This is a genomic window from Klebsiella africana, from assembly GCF_020526085.1.
Lineage (GTDB): Bacteria > Pseudomonadota > Gammaproteobacteria > Enterobacterales > Enterobacteriaceae > Klebsiella > Klebsiella africana.
The window spans coordinates 1-21974 of record NZ_CP084875.1 but is presented as its reverse complement, the minus strand read 5'-3'; the positions used below and the strand labels follow the sequence as shown (position 1 = coordinate 21974).

Here is a 21974-nt window from a genome sequence, read left to right as displayed (position 1 = left end):
AGCCTTACTACCTGACTGCTTTGTCTGTTTCACTGGATTAATCTGTTACTCTGTTTGCAGTTCGGGGAATACTCCCTCACGGTGTCTCTATACTTAACTACTTGGCTCGCCCATTTAATTCATTCAAGGCAGAAAAATACTTTCTCATATCTTCGGCGTCACTGGTTGTTAATGCTTTATTACGCAATCCTGACATTTTATCTTTTAAATTCTCAGTAGAAAGCACATCAACGCTTTCCCTGTTATGCGTGGCCGAAGAATAAACACCAGCGACCAGTAGACCCATAACAAGATAAAATAGAGAGAATTTCATTGCTTGCATAATTTTCACCTTTTGTGAATTTGTGATGGTTAAAACAATGATAAATGAAGAGAACCCGAAAGTTATCTACTTTTTAGGCACGCCGGGGATGAATCCCCGGTTACGCCTTTATATATTTACTGTTCTGAGTTTTTTTTCTGGATTTTTTCCAGATGCTTATCGTAGCTGTCTTTGGCTGCAGTCAGCTGCAAAAACTCTTCATAGGTTAACGTCAGTTGATACTGGGCTTTAGCGAGAACCTCTGCACCGTCTTCCATAAAGGGAATTTCTTTCGCTTCGGTAACGATACGGTTAATAACATCAAGAGAGTTATCTACAATCTCTTTGGAGATTTTTTTCGGCAGCACGTCGAACACCGACGGCTGAGATTTGATATTTTGTTTAGGTTCGCGTTTCGCCGCAGGGGTCCGTTTCGGTTCGGATTTTTCACCGCCTTCCCCTTCTTCTGAACCGCCACCCGCAACGCCTGCATCATTGCCTGCAGAGCTATCAATGACACCAGCAGCCGCGTCAGAGGTACTATTAGATCCGTTACCTGCATCAGTCGTTGTAATGGTTGTCACATTGCCATCAGATTCACCATTAGTGTCGTTTTCACCTGTACGCTTAGCAAGAAGGACCTGACCAATGGTTTTGTCGGTAGCTTTGCCAAACTTATCAAACGCTTCCTGAATGATAGCGACACAGTTATCCGGGTATTTCTCCATCACGTCGAGTGCTGCGTAGTATGCTACAACACCTTTAACGATCAGACCTTTTAACGCCTCCGGGGCGGTGTGAACTTTGAGCAATTTACGGACATGGGTTACGGAGACTTTACGGTCTGCGGCCAGCTCTTCGATGCTCATAGGCTCTTCAGCGCTGTTGTGCATGCGATACATGGACTCAGCTTGAGCAACGATCGAGACCGGAAGTTGATCGTTTCCTTTAAGATTAAAAAGTTCTGCTTTACTGTCAGAGCCACGGAATTCGTCAACACGAATTTTATCAACCGGGCCCTCACCCCGCTCTGCGCGAATTTTATTAGCCAGTGGGATTGCACGGTGACGGCAGTGTCCCTGACGAATGACAACCTGACCATCACGAACCTGGACAACCATAGGAGCCATTTCCAGAGGGCTATCTGCATATTGCTGAGCCAGACGCGCCAGGTGGTCCTTAACTTCCGGGAGTTCCCAGTAAGCCTCACCCAGGCCAGCGGTACGTGTGTTAAAGCCAGGGATGATGTTCAGATGCGTCGGGTCCATAACAAGACCATTGCCCAGACGACCACCGATACCATTTTTTTCTAAGAAGGTACGCAGAGAAACATTTTCGTTTTTGGTTTTAGCTGGAGTTGCCATAGTTGCAGTAGTCATTGAATTTTCCTCTTCCTGTTGTATGTGGTTTAACGGTCATTGCCGTTGTTAGACCCAGGATACATTCTCAAAACGCTCCATCAAGCCCCTATTTTCACTTTGGCGTGAAAAAAGTTACTTTTTTTTGTTCACGGCAAAAATTTTACACATGATTCTTCTGTGACAAGGGCTCCAGGAGCCGGATTTCGGTGTTTATGTGAAGAAAATTTTTTCAGTGGTATGCCGGGGATCATAATTTTTGGATAATTTTGAAGGAGATACGAACAGTGAAGGTGATTACAGACGATGCATGTCTCATTGATTTTTAGGACATAAATCGTCAAAAGTTACTTTTTTGAGGGTGATAACGACACTTGAACACGCTTCTCAGGACAGAAAAGTAACTTTTTTCAGTGCTGAGCCCACTCTTTCAAAAGTTACTTTTTGATAAAACCTGCGTTCGGGGAAGGAGGCAAAGCTTGCGGGGGGAAGGAAGAAACTATTTATTTTTATCTGATTGTGCAAATCATAGACGCTCAGCCCGTCATGTTGATCCCCGTACGCAGATAGACAAATGTTCGGGGTTTAAAAAGTTACTTTACAGGTGCTGTGCTGTTTCACGCTGCCGGATACATAGCAGGTACAGGTATCCTGTCTTGCTATGAGAAGACCAGCGCCTCTGTTTAGTTCGTCTCTGTTTGCAGCTCTTTGCGAGCGTTTGCGATCAACTCGTTCACTTCATCGCGGTCAAATCCTGGCATTGCGGGCAAAACCGTATCGGAAGGAACGGCATCAATCCACTCAAGAGCCGCAAGCAGTGCGCTTAGTAATTGTTCATTAATTTTCATTAGACCGCCTATTTCAACCTTTTTACTATCTTTAAAAAGTTACTTTTGCTGAGTGCAAACTCAATCTTTCGACCACTCGATAAGCGCATTATGCAGCTCCATCGCGCCGGAAGAACGAAGCTCAGCGTCCTCGTACGATATCCCGAGGCGGTCCATGACGCAATCCGTATCCAGAAAGTCAGAGGCGGCGTTCAGAGCTTCTTTAATGACCTGACCATGGGTAACCGCCACTAACTTGCGCTCGTGATCGGCTATCTGTAATGCTTTGCCTCCATCAATGCTGTTGCCCTGGTCGTCTATCCCACTGGTTGTCTGACTGTCGTTATCGAGGGCAGATACTGGCCCATCAGCATTAGCGGTGCCGTGTTTTGCATTTTCCGCTAACGCGATAGCTTCCTGAACGGCGGGTATCATGGCAGCGGAGTCTACGTTATCGCAAAATAAAATATCGCTTTCCATTTCAACATTATCTTCGAGCCAGCGAAGAAGAATTTCTAAAGAATCCTGAATGTTCATATTTAGCTCCGGCCAAAAAATATTAATAGCAGTGAAAAAAGGTAGATACCCTACATCATGAATAATAAATACGGCAGGACCAGGATACATTTCCCACTCAAAAAAGCAACCCCTAAGCAATCAGAAAGGAATTAATTTTATTTCAACCTGAAAACTCACCACTTAAATAAATAATGGTTTAGTGTTACTGGGAAGAAAAGCAAGCCGGTTATTTTTCAGGAAAATAACTCTCATGCTTGCCATTACATTTTAAGCCACTGTTTATGCGGCACTCATAATATACATTTATACATTCAGGCGTCAGATTGATGCCTGGAATTAATAAATGCATTCAAGCATTCCTGCATTCCCCAGGATGCCTGCCACTTGCAAAGAAAAAGGTACTTTCTCTCAAGGTTCTCCATCGCTTGAAGATTTTCCGCTGAAAAATACGTCCATATATCATGCCAGCATACATCATAAGTAACCCCTGCGGGTGGTTGGTACGTCATGGCATCTGCACAGATAATGTCCACACGCTTATCATCTATAAAGGCCGGAGCGACAAGGTTGATAACGTCTTGCTCTTTTTCAATAACGGTTACGTGGGTCACTTCCTTTTTTTGCAAAATGACATGGAGAACCATCCCCAGGCCAAGCCCGTTGATAAGCACACGCCCCGTTGCCCGCTCAATAAATTCCATGCACGTGTTAACTTCCATCGGTGTATTGGACATGACGACTTCGCCATTATTTGAGAGACGACGATACTTACCAGGTGGAATGTATTCATTCTGATTGCCTGTTACGTCGGCCCTGAGAGAGAGCACATGCGCTTTCTCCTGTGAGATGGTGAATGTATCCAATGTCCACGATCCGGATTTACCGTCCGTAACAGGGAGATCGTAAAAAAGAGTTCCCATTTTCAGTCCTGTAGTGTCGGAGCGTTACTGATCGGAAATTACCACAAACCGGCTACTTTTGCAGGAATATCAGTCGCTGAAATGTGTCTTTTGCCGCCGCCACACAATGTAACGTTCAAGACAGCCGCACATGATGGCCGTATCACGGGCTCCCTGAGCAGCCACGGCAGCTGACGTACGCCGTCCACCATTTCCTGTGAACTCTCGGGAGGATGCGTCCTGTAGCGTTGTCTTATCGCCATTCATCCGGTTCAGGAGCGCGTACAAATCGTCGAGGCTGAGGTGTTTCCAGCGAACGTCTGACAACCTGATTTCCTCCTGATTTGCTTTCTCATACCGTTCGTCACGGGTTAAAAGCTCACTTGGCCGAGCTTTCCTGAATGCTTGTGTTGCTTGTTCGACAGCACTTTCTTTACTGCTGGCAAAGAGATATTTTGCGCCGATGGAATAACGGTATTTCCAGCGACTGCCGACCTTTCTGAGAAGGTCAAATTCAATCAACTCCTTTTCCGTTACCATGACTTAACCTTAATTCATGAATGATTTTGAAGAGTCAAGAATAAGGTTTTTAATGTCACGTTTCGCTGCCTGGCGTGCGCGATGCTTATCGGCACGTAGTACACTACTGTAGGCATTACTTTTACGGTATCCCCGGGAACGACATAATGCACAGGTGCAACCAGTTACAGAATAAGACAAGCCATAAGGTTTCATACACTTCCCTCTTTTTAAATATTCGCGTTGCGTTGATTATATTAAATAAAACAGATAGCACAAGCGCCAAAATTAATTAATCAACATTTATCACGCTGAGGAGCGGCCGGTATAATTCATAATTACTGAAGCATTATGTAGACCGGCCAGATAAATCCATCCTGAAAATAGTTTTCTTTTGATTGAGATGTTAGCCGTTAATTGGCCCAAATTTTACTGGCAGGGTGGTTAACAGCTTCGCTTAACGGTGCATGAAACGTCGCATTTTCACTGGACATTTATAAAAAAAGTCATCATGTTCCATTTCAACTCTACCGTTTGGGGCTTATTCATGATGTCAATGAAGCAATCACACTAATCCCAGTTGCCAGGCAATGCCCTTAATGGTGTATTCGCCACTCCACCCTGTCACAGCATAGAAGCGGTCGCCGTTTTTAAAACTACCCGTTAATTTCATTTTTTTTCCGTGGCTGGCAAGTAGTGTTTTCATTGATTTTACAGAGAATTTCATCTTCCACCTAAACATTCAAGACTTTCTGTTTTTCCTTACCGCTTACCAAATTATTGTGGAATATCAATCCTTGGTATTCATGGTGGCAGCGGCTAGTTTCCCCGTGTCGGTAAGCGTGACCGCATAAAACAAGGTGTGTTCTCTCACCCCCTTATGTACATAGTCCACCAGCCCGAGACGAAACAGGACAGGAATAGAAGGCGCAGAAAAATCATCTGTGAAAATCCCAGATCCTGGCCTGCATTCCCGTGCCTTTTTTCCGTCACCACGGAGCTGATATTTACTCCCGCCGGATAATCGCCGTAGTGTGTAGATCTGTGCGTTAGTAAGCTTCATCTAAAATCCTTTAGATACTGATCCTCTTTAGAACCAAAAAAGGAAGCCAGAATTATTATTCTCAATAATTATATATTTCCGACTCTACTCAAAAGCAATAACCTCCATAACACAAACATGCTGTGTAGAATCAGGAGGAAGTAAGACACGGCAGTTGGGGCAAGGAGACATGTGCTGGGTTATTCTTGCTAAATCTGTCATTTCCTCTCGCGAACCGTCAGAAAGTTCCATTAATGCTTTTTCAAGTAAATTGCTCAATTTATATACCCTCAAAATTTATTCTTAATGTTGTTCTTCCAGGCATCAATATCTTCCTGAATCACCCTGCCGTTACCACCACATAACTTACAACCAGTCAGAATACCGTAACATACAGGACATTTTTCGAAAGGGCCAAACTGACGCTTCCATTTTAACAGTGCTGCACGTTTGCCAAGTTCTTCGATGGTGCGCATCACTACACCTCCTGCGGGGCAACCGGCAGCGGCATCCAGTGAGTTGGCGTCCATGACGCGCCGGGGATCAACCAGCCGCTACTCTGCGAATCAGGGTGGCCAGGGATATACGTAGCCCATTTGCAACACCACCGCGGCTTCTCTCCCCACCAACGCCCGACCAAAACCTCATGACGACTTGGCGGCATCCGCTCGCTTACCGGAATCCATTTACCCGGCACGGTGGCCGGTTCACTGCCGGGTGACTGCGGGGCAGCTGCGAGCATGGCGGCGCGGCAGGATTCATATTTTGCTATCACAGCCAAAACACCGTGATTCCAGGCATGCTCATCAATTGAGTCGCACGTTTTACATTCTTCAATTGCCGCTTCGAATATCGACACATCATCCGGGCCTACCGGCGCTGGCTGCGCGTGTCGATATAGCTTAATTACGCGGCGAGGATCAGCGTGCGGAGAGATAGGGTTGGCCTTGAACAGATAGCCACAACCATCTTTTTCAACGTCACGCAGCTCGGCCTCGTCAGTCCACCCCACCGGCTCGGTATCCATTGAGGCCAATAGAGCGCCAGTCAGCGCCAGTACCTCATCAGGCTTCATAGTCATTTTCAGTTTGGTGGAAGCGAACTCGGTTGCAGCATCGTGAAGCCAGTGGACGAGCTCTCTGGTTATGGTTGATTTGGTCATAGGTTAACTTCATCTGGTTTAATGCCGCCGTCACAATGTGAGATGCCAGGGCCCTGCAGAATGGTGATGGCGCGAGTTAATGCCATGCGCTCACCACTTTGAAGAATCCGAGCAGCCTCTGCGCACGAGGACTCTGCTGAACCGGCACGTTCAAGAAGATTTTTTACGTTATTTTCGTATACTCTGCAGTCTTTATCCAGCTCAACAATACGCTGCAGGGCCTTCTCCAGTGACTCTACCAGCGCATCAACGTAACCAGCGGCACGAAGGGCAAACTCCGTGATTGAAAGCTCTGCGTCAGTTTCTTGCCCGTAGCTTTCGCATTCCGAGACAACGGCAAAATAGTCGGAGTCGATCTCGTTATTTGCCAGGTGGCGTAGCAAATTGGCCGTTTCATTTCCGTTTGCGATGAGTAGATCATGGCTCTGCGGTTGTTCGGTGATATCGGTTCTCTTGCTGCACTCAAATGAATTGTTCATGGTTATATTCCGTATGAGAACGTGCGCTCTAGAAAAGTAGAAACATGTCACTGTAAACCAGGTTATCATATTAAAACGTTCCTGCAACCCCTATTATCTTATCATCTATAAAGTAACTTTCTGGATTTATAAGGTGGCAACCTTCTGTAAAGTTGGTTGACTAAATGCGAAGTTTTCTAGTGTGGTGGAAGTATTAACTTAAGTGGATGATTTTAAAAATCAAGGCAAACACTCGAAAAAAACCTCGGATGATAAAAGCATTTTTTATTAAGCAGGCCTTCGACCTGCTTTTTCGGAATGAGATAAAATGAAAGCTTCATTATCGCTGGTGGGAAAATTAAATATCGTCGTCAGGAAACTCTTGCTGGATGGCATGGACCAGTTCAACCTTTTGCTCACGAGTTAAATCACCCCATGCAACTTTAGCCAGTGGCACTTCGCCATCAGTAGTTGCTTCAATATATGACCATAATTTTCTGTAAAGTTCTTGCCCCACCCCATCGAGACATTCAGCTACTTCATCCACTGTCCAGTGGTTCAGAAGTTCTGGCATAGCTATGTCATTACCTGGGCAATCGTCTGAAGAACAAACGTCAGCGTCATGATAAATGCGACCGCAATGAACGCACTCAAAATTTGATAGAGGAATTTTTGGTACAGATACATTACTCATGATCATATCTCCGAAATTATACTTCCCGCTTAAAAAAACAACGAACATAATGCCAGGATACTATTTAAAAACGTTTTCGCAAGTACCTAATTTCATTTAAATCGAAATTTTCTTTTACATATGGCGGTTATTATAATAACAGCACAAACAAAACACTCATTAAGGCCAAAAACACTGAATGATAATAAGCCTTAAACAGTCATATATAAGGAGGGTCTGTAAACATGCTGTGTATGAATATTCCCCTCCGTGGAATATACACCCGTTGTTTGGGGGTAGAGTGATAAGCAAAAAGTTACTTTTCTTGATTGTATGCATACTTGCCGCCCTGCAAAATCATAACATCCCTTTGCTGAGGGCAGTAACCCGCAGTTTATGTTCTTCGCTTTGAGGTACACCAGTAAAGTTGACCGCAACGAATTTTCCATTGCGGCCAGCGCCATGCGGGCCAGCTCTTTGCTTTCGCCATGCTTCAGGAAACCGTCTTCAGCGATTTCCTACAGGCGATCTCTGGTTAATTTGCTGGTCATTGGTTGGCTCCCCGTGAAATTTTGTGGCCCGGCGCATAGCAGCGCTGGCGGTCTTTGCTTATGCGCCAGCCAGCTTTGCGCGCCTGTTGAGAAATGTCGGTCATATTCCGGCCGATGAAATCAGCCTGCCCCTGCGGATAGATTTTCCCTGACAGACAACCATCACAGTCGCAGTAGAGGTCCGCGCAGAATCCTTCAGTGATAGCCATCACTCAACCTCCACCTTGATGCCATCGGCGCGAAGTGCGTCAGCACATGCAGTGATCGCCTTATTCCAAACTTCAGTTTCTGACCATAATTGACTACCCGCGTACTCCGCAGGGCAAAATCTTTCAGCTGGCAGCTTCACGGTGCGGGGCTCCAGCTCGGCGATACGCGCCTGCAACACCTCGCAATGGTCCGTTATCCCACGGCATTGAACTTTCCAGTAGGCTTCCATCCCCTTCGCCTTCTCCAGCGCCTCTACCAGCTCAGCGCCACCGGCCTGATATGCCATCCAGAAACCGTATTTGATATGCGGCACTGCATCGGTATATTTCGAGGATTCGAGATGTTTATACTCGCGCTCCCACCACGCATCAAATTTCTCTTTCAGGCGCTCTCTCGCCAGTTCGGTGATATCAGTCATGCTGCACGCTCCTGCAATTTCAGGACTTTTTGGCGGTGTTCTTCGCTTTGAGGTACACCGGTAAAGTTGACCGCAACGAAATACGCAAGCCGGTCTTTTTCAGTCGCGTCGTCAAGAATTACAGCGCTTAGTGTTGGTCGACCAAAAGACAGTTGCTCACTCCTGCTCAACTCAAACCAGAATATTTCTTTTCCATCAATAATGATGGGGATTTCGTTCTTTATGAACATTTTTAACGTTGTGAGCCGCTGTTTTCCGTCGACCACCTCTATGTAAGGGCTCTCGCTAACACCCCAGTCTGGCGCTTTTGCCAGCGCTACACTACCAACTGGAAACCCTGAAATGAATACCCGCAAAAAATTTTGTTGTTCTTGATGGCCCCAGACATAGTCTCGCTGATATTCAGCACCAAAATTCAGCGCTCCGCTTTTAATCCACTGAATGTACATATCGATTGGGTATTCACCCGTACGGGCACGGAATATTTCAGCGTCACGTATTCTGTTTTTTATCGCCATTTTTTTCTTCCTTTTTACGGCTGTCTACTGGCAAGCCCAGTGTATGACGTGATTCGAATCGTATTTTTGGCCACCTACGACTATCACTATCCCAGATTCTCGCGTATAGCGGCCGAAACCGATTCCTAACAGGTTCCCGTTTTCATCCCAGGCAATGAGCTGCGCCCCGTCAAGCGGTCTTTCCTGCGGGAAATATGCAGCGTACCGGTCTTCAGCGATACGAAGTCTTTTGCCTTTTGGCGCTCTTGCGGTCTGCGCTGATTGCTGTCTGATATATAGGGGTAATACGTCTCCTGGCTTTGGTTCTGTAGTGATTGTCGCATAGCGACTTTCACCTTTTAGCAAGCGGATTGCTGCATCACCTTTTACGTAGAACATTGGTTCGTTAGTCCCTATATCGTTCTCCTGTCTGGAAATTGCGGAGCTAACTGTATGAGCTATCTGCTCTCTTAACTGCTGGGAGCCGTGAAACTGGATAGCTATCTCATGCAGTTTGTTCACCAGTGTTCGAATTTCGTGGTCTTTCATTTTTGACCTCTGATAAACGGTGAGTGTGCAAGTTCGGTGATATCCGTCATACTCGCCCCCGCTTCAATGCCTTGTTAATTTGCTGCATCTGCCGCAACGTACTTGCATGGCCCTGTCTGGGATGCCCCCCGCTAAAATGGGTATTTTCGCGATCGTAGTCGTTAATCAAATCTTCCATGGCAATGATGGCTATCTCGATTGCACTAGTAGCAGCACGTAACTTTGCTTTTCGATATTCTTTGACTACTGTGGGATCATTCATGAGTGATAATCTCGGTTAATATCCTTTTTCTTTCAATCCAGGATACTATTTTGAAACTCAGGTGCAAGCCCCTAATTGCTGGTTCCACGTAAAAGTTACTTTTACTGATGACGTTTCACAATTACTCATCAGTAAAAGCAAAAATGGAGCGTTCATAAACAACGGTAAATAATGAGCGAAGAACAATATATTATCGCGACCAGCCTGATGACTGAAGAAAGTTGAGTATGAAGCTTGGCTTTATCAAAGAGCTATCTCCCCGCTTATGCGGGGTTATCTCTAACAGAGAGCAAGGAAAGTAACTTTCTATCTTTCTATCTTTCTATCTGATTGTCTGTGACATCATTCATCCTTGATGCCAGCGGCGGCCAGCAGAACGGCCTCTACTTGCTCCATTGAAGGAGTGCCCTCCCAGCATTCGCATAGGTCGTCGTACCCTATTGCGTTCTGAACTTTGCTGATAAATTCCGGATCAATTTTCCAACCCGGGTCAGAATCTTTAGGTTTCGGCAGCTGCACGGTGCGGGACTCCAGCTCTGCAATCTTTCTCTGCTGATTTAATAGCGTTCGCTGGAGAATGACTAACTGGCCTCGTGCCAGTTCATTCTCGGTTTGCGTGTTCTTCAGCGCCTCCAGAACGTAACCATCTGGTAATTCCGATGAGATGCCAGTCAGCATGCGGATAATAGCGGAACCGCGTGCGGCATATTCAGTAATGGATACGTCAGAGCCAGTGTCGACATCAGCGATCTCAAAACGTAAATCTACTGTGTCGCTATCAATATCAGTAGCCTCAAAGCTACCGATAAGCTCTAATACAGCGGCAACATGCTCGACCTCATCCGCCACTACCGGCTTGCTACTCATCGCGGCCAGCGCCAGCTTGAAAGCAGCCAATGTGTTGCTGTCAGTGATGCCAGCGCCTTCAATTGCTGAAATTTGATGCTGTAACCACTCTCTGCTTAAGGTTTCTGTTGTCATGATTTAGCCCTCACCCATCCCTTAGTTGTGCTGCGGATTACACCAGCTTTACGTAGCGCCTGGAGTCGGCGATCGAGAATGCGAAAGGGTTCAGGTTTATTCTCCTCCGTTGCAAGTCGGATACATTCTTCTGCAACATCTTTGACGTACAGACTGGAAAATGGCGTTGGATGCCCGCTAATTTTAGTCAGTATTTTTGAGTCAAGCTCGTTATATTTTGTCATTGTCAGATTTCTCATGTTTTAAATTGTCTATGCAGAACTGAGTAAGAACTCTGGCCTTCTCACCAGTAATTCTATACCGGTATGGATTTCCAAAGGTGTCAATCGTGTCGCCGAGTGCGTACCAGTCGTCAGTGTAGGGGCACGATTCGAATTTTCGTCCATCCCCACCAGTGACATAACGATGACGACGTGTGATCCCCCTGCGTGTGCAACTCCCGCCCTGCCAGCATGTCGCACCAGTTGGGTAAAAATCGCGCTTAGCCATTACTCATCTCCATCGAAGGGTCTGACTCTCCGGAAGCGAGTTGCGGTTACGACCGCACTCATTACTGAATTAGCCTTCTTCTTTGCCCCCACCATATTTAAAATATATTGGGAAAAATCCGTGCGAATTGAGTGACGGGTATGGGGTACTCGCTGAGTTGCTTTAGCTGAGACAAAGCACCGTTTATTTCTGACTGTGTCAGTTCGGTGAAATCAGTCATCTCTGCTCTCTGCGATAATTTCTGAAATCAAACGTTCCACGACCCAATCGTTTATATTTTGAACTGATGGGAAACGCTTATATCTTCCGCCTCTGCCATTTCTTTGCCCGCGCTGAGCATTTAATCGCCGGAGTACGCCATTGTTGATTTTGGGTGGCAGTGCGGTGATATCAGTTTTCATACTATACCACCTTTGACGCGGGCGATGGCTTCACGCGCAGCCCATACAGCATGTTTGTCAGGAATAACTACTCCGCTTTGCTTTCCATCCCGGTCACGTTCGCCGGTGTCGCAAGCAGCAGAAAGGGCTTCAAGGGCTATCAATAATTCATCACGTTGTCCTGCTACTTTCGAATACTCAGTCGCGGCGGTAGCTATTTCGGCTTTATGCTTCTTGTAAGCCTCATAGGCATGCCAGGACTGGCCTTTGCGCACGCTGGTGGTTATGTCTGCTACCTGGTCTGGCGTAAGCGTGGTCAATGGCTGTGCCGGGTAAATCAACACCTGACCGGCACTCCAGTCGAACCCGGCCTCGATGGACTCGACTTCTACTGATGGAGTAACTCCGACACTTCCCGGAGAGTGGATGATGATCGTGACTTCAGGATCGCGGCGCTGGTTGATTTTGTTTGCCCAGATGGCAGTTATCAGCTCAAAGAATCTGGAAAATTTCATACAACGCTTCCTCAAAAAGAACTTCACACTAGATTTGCAGAAATTTTCAGGCTATGTCCGGCAAGAAGTGGATGTAGTTTTATGACAGACAAATTAACTTACCTGGCCGGACTTTTTGTCTGCTTTCATTTTGTGATATACAGCCCAGCTCAAAGCATCCAGTTTTTTCAACCCAGCCTTGTCATAAAGGAAGATCCCATTATTACAGGCGTGTTCTTCTTCAACTTTCTTTTTTAGTTGTTCTAACTGGTCGTATGTGAGCGTCGAAAGCTTTACCCGGTTCCAGCCAAAATTACGAATGTGAGTGGCCATTTATTAGCCTCCGTTACCAGTAAATTTTATTCTCATTAATCACCAGGATAGCAACTTAGAACTTCCAGTCAACCCCTCTAAACACCCTATTTATCATTAATTCATAATCACTGGAGCACTTAGCAGCAATGTAATAAAGCATGACATTAATTATGTGATTATGTTTACTTTGATTGTAATGATGGATCCTTATAATAAATAGATGCAGATACGTTAGAAAAGAACGCCTCCCGGGTGTGGCTGTTAAGTGCACGAGCGAAGGTTGCATTAAGCACCTCGGCATCACTGCCATCAGTAATATAAAGTGCGATTTTTGTTGCAAGCCGTGCCTTGGCTTCTTTTAACTTCATATCACGACAGGCACGGGGAATATATTCCGCAATCTGGGCAATAGACTTTTCAGTTTGGTTAAACATTAAAACTCCCTCGGCATTCATGATATTAACAATGTTATTTCAAAAAAAATGCGTCCAGCTTAATAGCGCTATTGAACCCGCACACAGTTATAAAAAGGTAAAAAGTTACTTTCCAGGTAGTCAGACGTTCCGGCGGTTATACGTCACTTTCCAGTCGTGATAATCTTTCCCGTCATTAAGAGGGCTAAGTTTGACGACATTCTCCGCCAGTCCATTCATCATCAGCACGCGCTCAATGCCAGAAAACCAGTCTTCCTCAGAGCTCAACGGGAACCAGAGATTATGATTAGCACCACTTAGGAGCTCATCATTACAGAAATGAATCCCTCTGCCATATTTTGTCACACAGCCGGTGACAATCACTTCATGTCGAACGTCATTGTCGGTTGCAGGAACATCTTGCTGTACCGAACTATTTCCGTTTTCTATGCCCATTTGCGACTCCTTGATTTTCTGCTTTACGTCTTATATATAGGCCCCGCCACGACAGGTTGTTAGGTCCTGGTAAAGAATTGTTACCAGTCCCACGCAATAAGTTCATCCACAATATCCGCGTCACGATCAAAGTGAACACATTCGAACCCTGCGTTAAGTACTTTTTCGATATTTTCGATTGTAGGCCAGGAGATACCATCATCACGTAAATGTTGTTTCCATTCCTGATTATCACAAGTTATCCGAATAATGTAACCATATTCATTTGCATGAATCCAGTTACGACCACTTTCAGAACGAGGATTATAGCTGGCTTCAGTTAATAACACTGCATCATCTTTAGAAATGTGAGCTGTGCTGATAACAGCAGTGGTATAGCGTTCTTTAATTTCAATAGCCATGTCATGTTACCTCTATAAATAGTAGTGCACGGGTATAAAGTTAGAATTAATTGTCATACTCTGGATGGTAAAGCATCAGGGTATCTACTGGCCACAATCTCATTAATTTTGTCAACGAGGTCTGGACGTGTGAACGTCACATGAGCGGACCCTTTCCAGAAAGATTTAATAGTGAACCACTCACAGGTAAACACACCGTTTAACGTATAACTGTTTAAGTTGATAAAATCCCTGTACTGGCTCCCTTCCGCTATCCGTGAATCTGGAACGTTTTTCTTGTCGATAAGGCAGAAAGCACGGGCGAGATCATTAATCCAGTTCTGCGCATTAGTCCTGACCGAAGCGTATCGATTTCGCGAGACATTTATGGATAAAACACCTTCGAGTATAATTTTCTTGCCCAGACGGCAAGGATTATTTGTTTTGTAGTCCCAGGACAGCTTACGGAAAACGTCAATAATACCAGTTACAAATGTTTCGTTCTTTGAGGCATGAAGATGCTGAAACGTACTGATGACATTGTCCAGAGTAACTTCAGGGCATTCTTCACTGTATACCTGGTCAGTCCATTTATCATGTTGCTCACTACTCATAAACGTAAACATCCCTGTCTGGGTCATCAGGCGCGTCCAGATACTGCTATCAACACAACGAGCCACCCTGCGGCGTAAAGCCTCTATTTCATTTTCTTTGCGGCAACGCCTACCTGACGCCACAATCTCATCCAGCCCTGAGAACCAATCCTTTTCAGCAGCAGCTGCGAACAACAATTCTGCTTCTCTGAGTTTCTCTAAACCTTCCATAAACGCCGCAATGCCAGCAGTACGTTGAGCAATGATTAAATCAATAGGTACAGAAGGAATAATATCTCCTGTGTTCTCTGATGTGTTTAATTCATCAATCAATGTATTTTCGATGGACATAGAAACTCCCTGAAAGAAAAGGTTAGGACGAAAAATCTTTCTTCGTTGAAACCAGGATACCTTTTTTTACCTCTTCATCAACCCCCATCTTTTAAATTCCCCCAAAAAAAGTAACTTTCTCAGGGCCTGACATTCTGGATCGAAAGACTATAATTCATAATGCTCCAGTGTTTACAAAGGGTATTAAAAAAGACTGAAACTTAAGCCAAAATCATTTAGTAATTATGAAGGATATTAGACTGAAACAAACCGTAAAAACGTAAATTACATGCACCATACATTTTCTGATTGTATTTCAGGATTCCTATAACAGAACTTGCAAGAATAGTTAAGAATGTCTTGTTGAAAAAAAGCCCCGGAACTAAACCGGAGCTGCATTTAGAATTTTCAAATGCAAATTGCAGAGTCTGGCTGGGGAAGCCTGTCGGTTAAAATACTGTATCTGGAAAGCCTGTCAGACTCCAAAGTATTCAAGAGCAATGTTTCCGTTCTGGACAATAAAACATTATTCTCCCATACATCATGCTGCAAAGTATTAACCGCTTCGCCGGTTCGATATGATTCCATCATCGGTTGTATTTTAACCGGAGCGACTTTGTGATAAGAAGGATGGAGCCTTGGTTTAAATTCATCAAGACCAATATTCAAGCCTATATATTGTGAAATAAGGTCAAATTCAGAATCCATCACTATAGTTTTAATATTGTGCTGAACAAAACCAATGTCTCCTATGTACCATTTATATTGCGTTGTAAAATGACTTACTTTCTTTTCATACTCAAGAAGTAAGCCAACCATGGCTTTACGATTTTTTTGCATACCCACAGTAAGCCGTTTATTAGGAAACGGTCTTCCGCATGAAAGGGCATCACCTTTAATCTCAAACTCCAGTTCCGGGATCGTCACTGATTCAAGTCGGCATTTATTTGAAATGGTGTGGTATAGCGTTGGAACAAGATGCAGATACATGATCCCCCCAAAAAAGCTGTAGTCCCAGCAGCTAAGTTTATTCTGCCCAGAATGGTGTTAATGGTACGCGGTCTCCCCTGATCAGTTGCTTTACATTGGCATCGTGAAAAGTCCGGTAATGCTCAATATTCAATTCGCAAAAAGCTTCAAGTTCAATTTCGGTCAGTCGAGGGGAGTAAATCAGGAGTGTATCGGTTTCATCATCCGCAAACTGTTCCGTGCCATCTGGATACATGATTCGTGGAACTCCACCAATAAGCATTTCAACCTCAGTAATAAAGGGGGTCGTATCTTGCGATAGGAAATTCAAAAAAACCGTTCTGTCAGACATTCAGATGCTCCTGCATTCAAAAATAGAGTATTTTGTACGTATCCGGGCTGAACTTTACGTTCAGGAAGAGCGGTGTATAACCAGGTTCAATCATCTGTTCATCAAATGAAAGCCCTCGTGCAATGTTTTCCCTAATCTGTCTTTTAAGCAATTTGATAAATTTGGACTTTAAAAAAGTATCTTGCGATACATCAATTTGTGAAAGTGGTATCGAATAAATCTTCTTTGAATGTCGATAACCATCGAAATCATTATAACATAGATTTATACTAATAAATTCAGAACCAGGAGCACTGACTTTATTTGCTAAATCATAAGCAGATTTCTTATCTGATTCTTTAATTTTTATAAATGAAGAATCATGGAAGTTTTCTGGTAACACCGTAACGATACATCCTGATATTATGTCCCTGATTAGAACGTACCACCTCTCATCCAGTCGACTGTAAATCAGAATGTGTTCTTTTAATATCCCGGGTTTCGAACCCAAATCAACATATTCCCTTTTGTCGATCATATCAGTGAGCACATGCAGAGGAAGTCTAGATCGCTGCATAAGTCTGAGTCTGGCGTGATCGGTTATTCCTGTGTGTACCATATCTCCTCCTCATCAACTTTTTTGTAAAAATAGTAATTATTTATCCATGACTTTTAATCACCCCCACTGCAACCTGAATCTGTCGAGTCCGAATAACTACAATCTGCTCCATTATTAACGATACTATCCGACTGAACGTTGCTTATTGATGAGTAATAAATGCTGTGTAAAATCAGTGAAGAATCATCACTATCAGTCTGTTTATACCGGTGAGTCGGAGATTGACTAACGATAGGCAATGATTTTTCCTTTTTCTTATTCTTTCCCGGAACAGAAGCTGCTTTAGGGGTAATGAAAATATACCAGCTAAATGCAAACCACCATGAGATCAACGCATAATAAAACAACCACGGCCAGTCGCTAAGCCAATAACCACCGTGATAGGCCAAAAGTAAGGTACAGGCCCCTCCCAACAACACCAGTTTCCGAAACAGCATAAACACCTCCTTGCAAAAGTTACTTTTGCGAGTGAGTTTTATTAATGCAGCATCAATTCCTGAGCTGTAGATTGCCCGGAATGTCCAGTATCAATAACCGTCATCATCGGCTCGGCAATACCGACTACGTCATCATCAATACCTGCACAACGGCTGACCACATCGATGATCGCCATAAGCTCATTAAGCGTCAGCGGCTCATCAATCTTCACTTCCGTAATGTCTTTCTTCACTATCGCATCACGGGCAGCATTATGCCGTTTCTGGTTATATAGCCAGACAGCATGGTTATTAGATACCTGTTCACCGGGAGCGGATTCGTCAGTGTCTGAGTCGGCAACAAAAATGCCAACCTGATTTTCAATACCTGCGCACTGGCAGATTGAATTTGTCAGATCCAGAAGCTGATTCAGCGTAGGAGAACAGAGCAGCTCAATTGATGATGTTGCACGGGCCTTAATAGCGCTTGCTACGGTGTCATGATGCTTTTTGCTGTAAAACGACACGGTCATGTTACTCATGGTGTTTTCCTTTTATGGTTTTCCGTAAATTGACTGAGTGGCCTGTATGTAGAGAGTGGAACAGGCCAGTACACGTAATGCTTTACTGACCGGTAGTCTTGCCTTCCTGAGGTTCGTCTTTAGAAGACGCCCTTTTTTTCAGTCCAAAACGACCAGCAAAGTAGGCCAGCGCCAGGATGGCGTATACCTGCCAGAAAGGCCAGTCCGAAAGGAAATAGCCCATGTGGTAGGAGAGGATCAACAGCCCGATGATGGGTACCAGTAATGCTTCCCGTTTAATGTTTTTCATTTCTACCTCAAAAGTGACTTTTATTGGTTAATTTGTGCCTGTGGCATAGTAATGACACTATCCTTTACTTCTCTCTCCTAGTCGCAGTTCACCCCCACTACAAAAAGGACCAGCCCAGTGGTGACATTAAGGCTTCTGAGATCGGTCTGTTCTGTGGTTAAGGCCCTGAGATTGGCGTCAGTCGCATCCAGGGGGTATAGCGCCTGTGTCAACAGGAGAGCATTTTCATCCGAGCAGGTTAACCCGAGAGAAATAACGTATGACTGATAATTCAGCCGTACCCGCTTCTGTTCCTCGTCGCCCGCGCAGTTAAAATAATCGAGCGAGCGTGGCTCAAATGCCTCATCTGCAATGCTCTCCAGCACCCCATGTTTTTGAGGCATGATCTGCAATGGTAAAACCGCTGCCGGGAACTGGTTACAACTGTGGCCTCCGCATTGTTCTTCGCCAAGGAACCAGTCCTGGGAAGGTGACTCCGGAACTATCTTCGTTGAAGCCAGCACCAAAGCAGGGTATTGATCGTCATGACAGAACCAGGGGGCAAAATGCTTCTCCGAAATATCGGATATATTTCTTCCATACAGAATCGGTGGAATAGAGGATTTCATTACTCTGACCTGCCTTAATTTTTGATTATCTTTCTAACCAGATATCTTCTGCTTGTCCGAAACATAATTCACTCTTCCATACATAACCACCATATACTTGAAGTGTATCCTGATATGCAGTGGAGATTCTGGCTTAAGACGATAAATTGTCTTTTGAATAAAATTTATTTTCCTGCATGCTGGATACGGCGAATTTTCTGTTTATCTGGTACTGAAACTGGCGGCGTGCAGCCAGGGAATAGGATATGTATTCGTGCCCGCACTGCCTGCATTTACACATATAACCTGTACCTTTAGTTGCGAGTACTGATACATCTCCCCATCCGTTATGATCCAGACCCGCCCTTAAACGGTGCCAGTTTTTTTCATAGCAGGGCAAGCAGCGTAGGCTTCGATTTCTTCGGCAACTTCCACGTTCACCCATATGCAGTTAAAACCCCTAATGTATTCGTGTCTGGCAGGAACAATTATACAGATTGAAACGTTGTGTAAAGCCCCTATTTAAGAATTCCGTCCAAAAAACATTATATATATCATAAACATCCAATAATTACGGAAAGAGCTACAGAGGGTGACTGAGGCGTGAGTGATTGATCATGTTGTTCTGGTCTCGATATGGCCCACCAGCACAAATGTGTAGGGTGCCGGTGCAAGTATAAAAATGACTAGTGTACCGACAACAGTGAGAAAAGCGGAAAAGTGACTTTTACGGGAGTACAGCATGGTCATAAACAACAGCTCATCCCCCCACAACACAGATATCTCTAAGAGGAATATGCTTCATATTTATGATGTAGTCTTCTCATCTCTTTTTAAACTTTATGCGACTCATTAGAGACATACGGTCAAAACCATAACTATGCCTTAGACGCTGCCCTCTTTTCCTCGTCCCCCCCACCCCTCCCATCGGTCAAAAAACAGCCGCAGTTATGTTGTCACACTGTTTATTTATACAGCATTGATATGTAATGACATTTTTTTGTTTACATCCCCAAAAAACGTTCCTTAGTTACGAAAAATGATTCGCTGACTCTGTAAAATTGTCCTGCCTGTGATTAGCAACGGATTACCGGAGCAAATCTGGTGAGGTTGTTTAACAAAGTTACTTTTGATTGCGATAAACCTTGCGTCAGTGCTGGAGGTCAGAGTAGGCCAGATGTACGAACGGATGCACAAAGAAAATTGCCTTCGTTCCACTCTGTCCCTCTCTTCATCTATAGGCTCTTGCTTACACCTGGCGAAACCAATTCCGAACAGGGTTTATCGACAAAAGTAACTTTCCGTCCTGGTTATTTACCTGGGCAAAGCGATCTCTTAGAACGAACGAGCATACAAGCGTTGTCCTGGAACCAGAACCGCACAACGCATAGAACACTTCCGGCATAAAAGTAACTTTCTCAAAGTTGCGTTGTGACCAGAAAGTAAAACCGGAGAGTAGCTTTACGATAATCGACACTTAGCATGCAACATAAGGCCCCGTTGAACTGGGCTCACTCGATGGCTTACGAGGTAACAAACATCGCAACTAACGGTAAGTTCGCATCCCTGTAAAAATGCATGGTGATACGTACGACGGTTAATCTTTTCACTTTTCAAAGGATGAGCACAACAGCTATCTAACCATGCCAACCTACTTGAATAGCTCTTAAGTAATTGTTTTATAGTGTAAAACGCCACTATCTTTCTGGGGTTACCCTGATACTGTGAACGTACAACCGTTAATTCTTTCAGATTAAAGTGACAATCTGCGGGCTTTGCACGTCCATAGGAACGTACGACGGTTAATGTTTTGAGCTTGAGAGGTCGGATACGAATGACAACATACGACCGTTAATGTTTCTGATTGAACTTGTCTTGAATGAAGTTTATTTGCTGTAGTATCAGATAGTTACTGTGTTTTCGTGTAGAGAGGCAACAATGGACGTGTAGTTAAAAGTGCAGCAACAGCGATAAAAGTTACTTTTCGATAAGGGGACTATTCTTCCAGAGAGTCATCCCCCTCTTTTGTACGCCTGATTTCCTGAATGCTGCTACCTTAAAGCTCCTCAAAATCGGCATCTTCGACTTCGGATTCCGGTTTTCCTTCCCTCTGCAACTTATCGAGGGCATCCAGAACGCCAGCAATCTCAGTTTCTGAGTAACCTGCAGCCTTCAGCATTTTAAGTTTATGTATCAGTGCATCGTCATCAGCTGGGTTATGTGCAGCCGGGACCAGGATGGTCTTTTTGGCATCCAGCGAGGGACTTCGTTTAAGTATGTGGAACTTTATTGACCGACCAATCTTCTCTTCTCTGTATTGCAAGTAACCGATTTGCTCAAGTTCCTTCAACGAACGGCGAATGATCATGTTCTGAGAGGCTACTGGGGACGTTAGCCGTAAACGGTCGCGAAAGCGTTTCATTGAGATTGGTGCGGGGTCTTTAGGTAGGCTGGCGAGGTAGGTATACAAGGCCTGGGCGGACTCTTTCCTTTGCAGGTTATCAAGAGCCTTAAGGCGAAGATAAACCTTATAGTCAATCTGATAGAGCTCCTGAATCCGGGGATCTCCCTCTATCTCAATCTCATTGGTTTTTATGTTGTACCGTGCCCAGTTAATGAGGCCGGTCGTGAGGGTTGAATCTTCATTGCGGAACTGAAAAGTGACCATTTTCAGTTTAATCATCGAAGCATCGATACGTTGTTTCATGGGCTTATTCGACCTCGAGGGGTCAAACCCACAATTTTTAAGGAAGGTGCTAAAAGGAAGCTTAATCCTTCCTGAGTAATGGCCATGGTCATGTAAAGAACGGACTATACCAAGCCATACACGGAAATCTGTCCCCATATCAAGACGAGGGCTGGATAGCGATATTTCTTTGTAGCCTTCACTGGATGCGATCTGCATATGCTGTAAATCGCGTGACACATCCATCGTAACCAAACCCTCTGGGAGGTTTTTCTTTGCTACGCCCGGAGGGGCCGGGACAAATACCCCAAGCCTCAACAAAGCAACAGGTTGAACGGTACCATTGTTACCAGGGGTAAAGTTAGTAACTTTACCCGTACCCCCTACGACATTGAATGAGAATGCGGCTTGTTCTTTGATTTCATTGTTAATTTTTTCCGTTTTCTTGTTCACAGTCAT

The 21974-nt window shown here is 44.6% G+C and carries 32 protein-coding genes and 1 pseudogene; all 33 read right to left on the bottom strand.

Going from position 1 to position 21974, the window contains the following annotated elements; all coding sequences use genetic code 11:
- Positions 1–97: 97 nt before the first annotated feature.
- The 33 genes and pseudogenes from LGL98_RS25315 to LGL98_RS25155 all read right to left on the bottom strand — a co-directional run bounded on the left by LGL98_RS25315 (position 98) and on the right by LGL98_RS25155 (position 21974).
- Complete coding sequence (locus tag LGL98_RS25315; protein ID WP_180249048.1) at positions 98–322, bottom strand: hypothetical protein; 225 nt, start codon at positions 320–322, stop codon at positions 98–100.
- A 116-nt stretch (positions 323–438) separates the two neighbouring features.
- Positions 439–1680, bottom strand: a complete 1242-nt coding sequence (locus LGL98_RS25310) for a hypothetical protein (RefSeq protein ID WP_222891914.1) — start codon at positions 1678–1680, stop codon at positions 439–441.
- Positions 1681–2342: 662 nt separating this feature from the next.
- The gene (locus tag LGL98_RS25305; protein WP_004026392.1) at positions 2343–2507 is read right to left on the bottom strand and encodes a hypothetical protein; all 165 of its coding nucleotides are present in this window, start codon (positions 2505–2507) and stop codon (positions 2343–2345) included.
- Positions 2508–2567: 60 nt separating this feature from the next.
- A complete protein-coding gene (locus LGL98_RS25300) occupies positions 2568–3023 on the bottom strand; it encodes a hypothetical protein (RefSeq protein ID WP_226651968.1) in 456 nt (151 codons plus the stop codon).
- A 293-nt stretch (positions 3024–3316) separates the two neighbouring features.
- On the bottom strand, positions 3317–3925 hold the full coding sequence (locus tag LGL98_RS25295) for a polyamine aminopropyltransferase (protein WP_032719463.1): 609 nt from the start codon (positions 3923–3925) through the stop codon (positions 3317–3319).
- A gap of 69 nt (positions 3926–3994) precedes the next feature.
- Entirely contained in the window at positions 3995–4444 is a 450-nt protein-coding gene (locus tag LGL98_RS25290) for a phage tail protein (RefSeq protein WP_073545554.1), read from the bottom strand.
- Positions 4445–4988: 544 nt separating this feature from the next.
- On the bottom strand, positions 4989–5150 hold the full coding sequence (locus LGL98_RS25285; protein ID WP_004026397.1) for a hypothetical protein: 162 nt from the start codon (positions 5148–5150) through the stop codon (positions 4989–4991).
- A gap of 63 nt (positions 5151–5213) precedes the next feature.
- The gene (locus LGL98_RS25280; protein WP_004026399.1) at positions 5214–5486 is read right to left on the bottom strand and encodes a hypothetical protein; all 273 of its coding nucleotides are present in this window, start codon (positions 5484–5486) and stop codon (positions 5214–5216) included.
- A gap of 269 nt (positions 5487–5755) precedes the next feature.
- On the bottom strand, positions 5756–5941 hold the full coding sequence (locus LGL98_RS25275; protein WP_016947069.1) for a hypothetical protein: 186 nt from the start codon (positions 5939–5941) through the stop codon (positions 5756–5758).
- Between the two features lie 2 nt (positions 5942–5943).
- A pseudogene (locus LGL98_RS26385) lies at positions 5944–6204 on the bottom strand (DUF551 domain-containing protein); the annotation flags it as partial.
- A 419-nt stretch (positions 6205–6623) separates the two neighbouring features.
- The gene (locus tag LGL98_RS25265) at positions 6624–7106 is read right to left on the bottom strand and encodes a hypothetical protein (RefSeq protein WP_073545566.1); all 483 of its coding nucleotides are present in this window, start codon (positions 7104–7106) and stop codon (positions 6624–6626) included.
- Positions 7107–7443: 337 nt separating this feature from the next.
- Complete coding sequence (locus LGL98_RS26290) at positions 7444–7779, bottom strand: hypothetical protein (protein WP_157847297.1); 336 nt, start codon at positions 7777–7779, stop codon at positions 7444–7446.
- Positions 7780–8305: 526 nt separating this feature from the next.
- Positions 8306–8518 (bottom strand): hypothetical protein, encoded by a 213-nt coding sequence (locus LGL98_RS25255; RefSeq protein ID WP_032719471.1) that lies wholly within the window; start codon positions 8516–8518, stop codon positions 8306–8308.
- Positions 8518–8937, bottom strand: coding sequence for a phiTE_015 family protein (locus LGL98_RS25250; RefSeq protein WP_073545552.1), 420 nt, complete (start codon positions 8935–8937; stop codon positions 8518–8520). Before LGL98_RS25250 ends, LGL98_RS25255 begins: the two co-directional genes overlap by 1 nt.
- Positions 8934–9455: a DUF262 domain-containing protein gene (locus LGL98_RS25245; protein WP_226651964.1), complete on the bottom strand. Its 522-nt coding sequence runs from the start codon at positions 9453–9455 to the stop codon at positions 8934–8936. The genes LGL98_RS25250 and LGL98_RS25245 overlap by 4 nt, the downstream gene beginning before the upstream one ends.
- Before the next feature lie 24 nt (positions 9456–9479).
- A complete protein-coding gene (locus tag LGL98_RS25240; RefSeq protein WP_073545551.1) occupies positions 9480–9983 on the bottom strand; it encodes a hypothetical protein in 504 nt (167 codons plus the stop codon).
- Positions 9984–10029: 46 nt separating this feature from the next.
- Positions 10030–10245 carry a hypothetical protein gene (locus tag LGL98_RS25235; RefSeq protein WP_032719473.1) on the bottom strand — a complete coding sequence of 72 codons (216 nt, stop codon included), beginning with the start codon at positions 10243–10245 and terminating at the stop codon, positions 10030–10032.
- A gap of 342 nt (positions 10246–10587) precedes the next feature.
- Positions 10588–11226, bottom strand: coding sequence for a hypothetical protein (locus LGL98_RS25230; protein WP_032719474.1), 639 nt, complete (start codon positions 11224–11226; stop codon positions 10588–10590).
- A 701-nt stretch (positions 11227–11927) separates the two neighbouring features.
- Entirely contained in the window at positions 11928–12116 is a 189-nt protein-coding gene (locus tag LGL98_RS25225; RefSeq protein WP_004026413.1) for a hypothetical protein, read from the bottom strand.
- Positions 12113–12610, bottom strand: coding sequence for a hypothetical protein (locus tag LGL98_RS25220; RefSeq protein WP_065810717.1), 498 nt, complete (start codon positions 12608–12610; stop codon positions 12113–12115). The genes LGL98_RS25225 and LGL98_RS25220 overlap by 4 nt, the downstream gene beginning before the upstream one ends.
- A gap of 93 nt (positions 12611–12703) precedes the next feature.
- A complete protein-coding gene (locus LGL98_RS25215; protein ID WP_004026415.1) occupies positions 12704–12922 on the bottom strand; it encodes a hypothetical protein in 219 nt (72 codons plus the stop codon).
- Positions 12923–13086: 164 nt separating this feature from the next.
- Positions 13087–13338, bottom strand: a complete 252-nt coding sequence (locus tag LGL98_RS25210) for a hypothetical protein (RefSeq protein WP_065810716.1) — start codon at positions 13336–13338, stop codon at positions 13087–13089.
- Positions 13339–13458: 120 nt separating this feature from the next.
- Entirely contained in the window at positions 13459–13773 is a 315-nt protein-coding gene (locus LGL98_RS25205; RefSeq protein ID WP_004026416.1) for a hypothetical protein, read from the bottom strand.
- A gap of 80 nt (positions 13774–13853) precedes the next feature.
- Positions 13854–14174 (bottom strand): DUF5983 family protein, encoded by a 321-nt coding sequence (locus tag LGL98_RS25200; protein ID WP_004026417.1) that lies wholly within the window; start codon positions 14172–14174, stop codon positions 13854–13856.
- Positions 14175–14227: 53 nt separating this feature from the next.
- Positions 14228–15097 carry a DUF4942 domain-containing protein gene (locus LGL98_RS25195; protein ID WP_004026418.1) on the bottom strand — a complete coding sequence of 290 codons (870 nt, stop codon included), beginning with the start codon at positions 15095–15097 and terminating at the stop codon, positions 14228–14230.
- A gap of 387 nt (positions 15098–15484) precedes the next feature.
- Positions 15485–16066: a DUF6012 family protein gene (locus LGL98_RS25190; RefSeq protein ID WP_004026428.1), complete on the bottom strand. Its 582-nt coding sequence runs from the start codon at positions 16064–16066 to the stop codon at positions 15485–15487.
- 37 nt (positions 16067–16103) lie between these two features.
- Positions 16104–16397 carry a hypothetical protein gene (locus tag LGL98_RS25185; protein ID WP_024198085.1) on the bottom strand — a complete coding sequence of 98 codons (294 nt, stop codon included), beginning with the start codon at positions 16395–16397 and terminating at the stop codon, positions 16104–16106.
- Positions 16398–16413: 16 nt separating this feature from the next.
- The gene (locus tag LGL98_RS25180) at positions 16414–16995 is read right to left on the bottom strand and encodes a hypothetical protein (RefSeq protein ID WP_024198086.1); all 582 of its coding nucleotides are present in this window, start codon (positions 16993–16995) and stop codon (positions 16414–16416) included.
- Between the two features lie 53 nt (positions 16996–17048).
- Positions 17049–17432 (bottom strand): hypothetical protein, encoded by a 384-nt coding sequence (locus LGL98_RS25175; RefSeq protein WP_123600091.1) that lies wholly within the window; start codon positions 17430–17432, stop codon positions 17049–17051.
- A 41-nt stretch (positions 17433–17473) separates the two neighbouring features.
- Positions 17474–17953 carry a hypothetical protein gene (locus tag LGL98_RS25170; protein ID WP_226651962.1) on the bottom strand — a complete coding sequence of 160 codons (480 nt, stop codon included), beginning with the start codon at positions 17951–17953 and terminating at the stop codon, positions 17474–17476.
- 82 nt (positions 17954–18035) lie between these two features.
- Positions 18036–18242 carry a hypothetical protein gene (locus LGL98_RS25165; RefSeq protein WP_004026437.1) on the bottom strand — a complete coding sequence of 69 codons (207 nt, stop codon included), beginning with the start codon at positions 18240–18242 and terminating at the stop codon, positions 18036–18038.
- A 77-nt stretch (positions 18243–18319) separates the two neighbouring features.
- Complete coding sequence (locus LGL98_RS25160) at positions 18320–18850, bottom strand: hypothetical protein (RefSeq protein WP_004026440.1); 531 nt, start codon at positions 18848–18850, stop codon at positions 18320–18322.
- A gap of 2035 nt (positions 18851–20885) precedes the next feature.
- Entirely contained in the window at positions 20886–21974 is a 1089-nt protein-coding gene (locus LGL98_RS25155; protein ID WP_004181841.1) for a RepB family plasmid replication initiator protein, read from the bottom strand.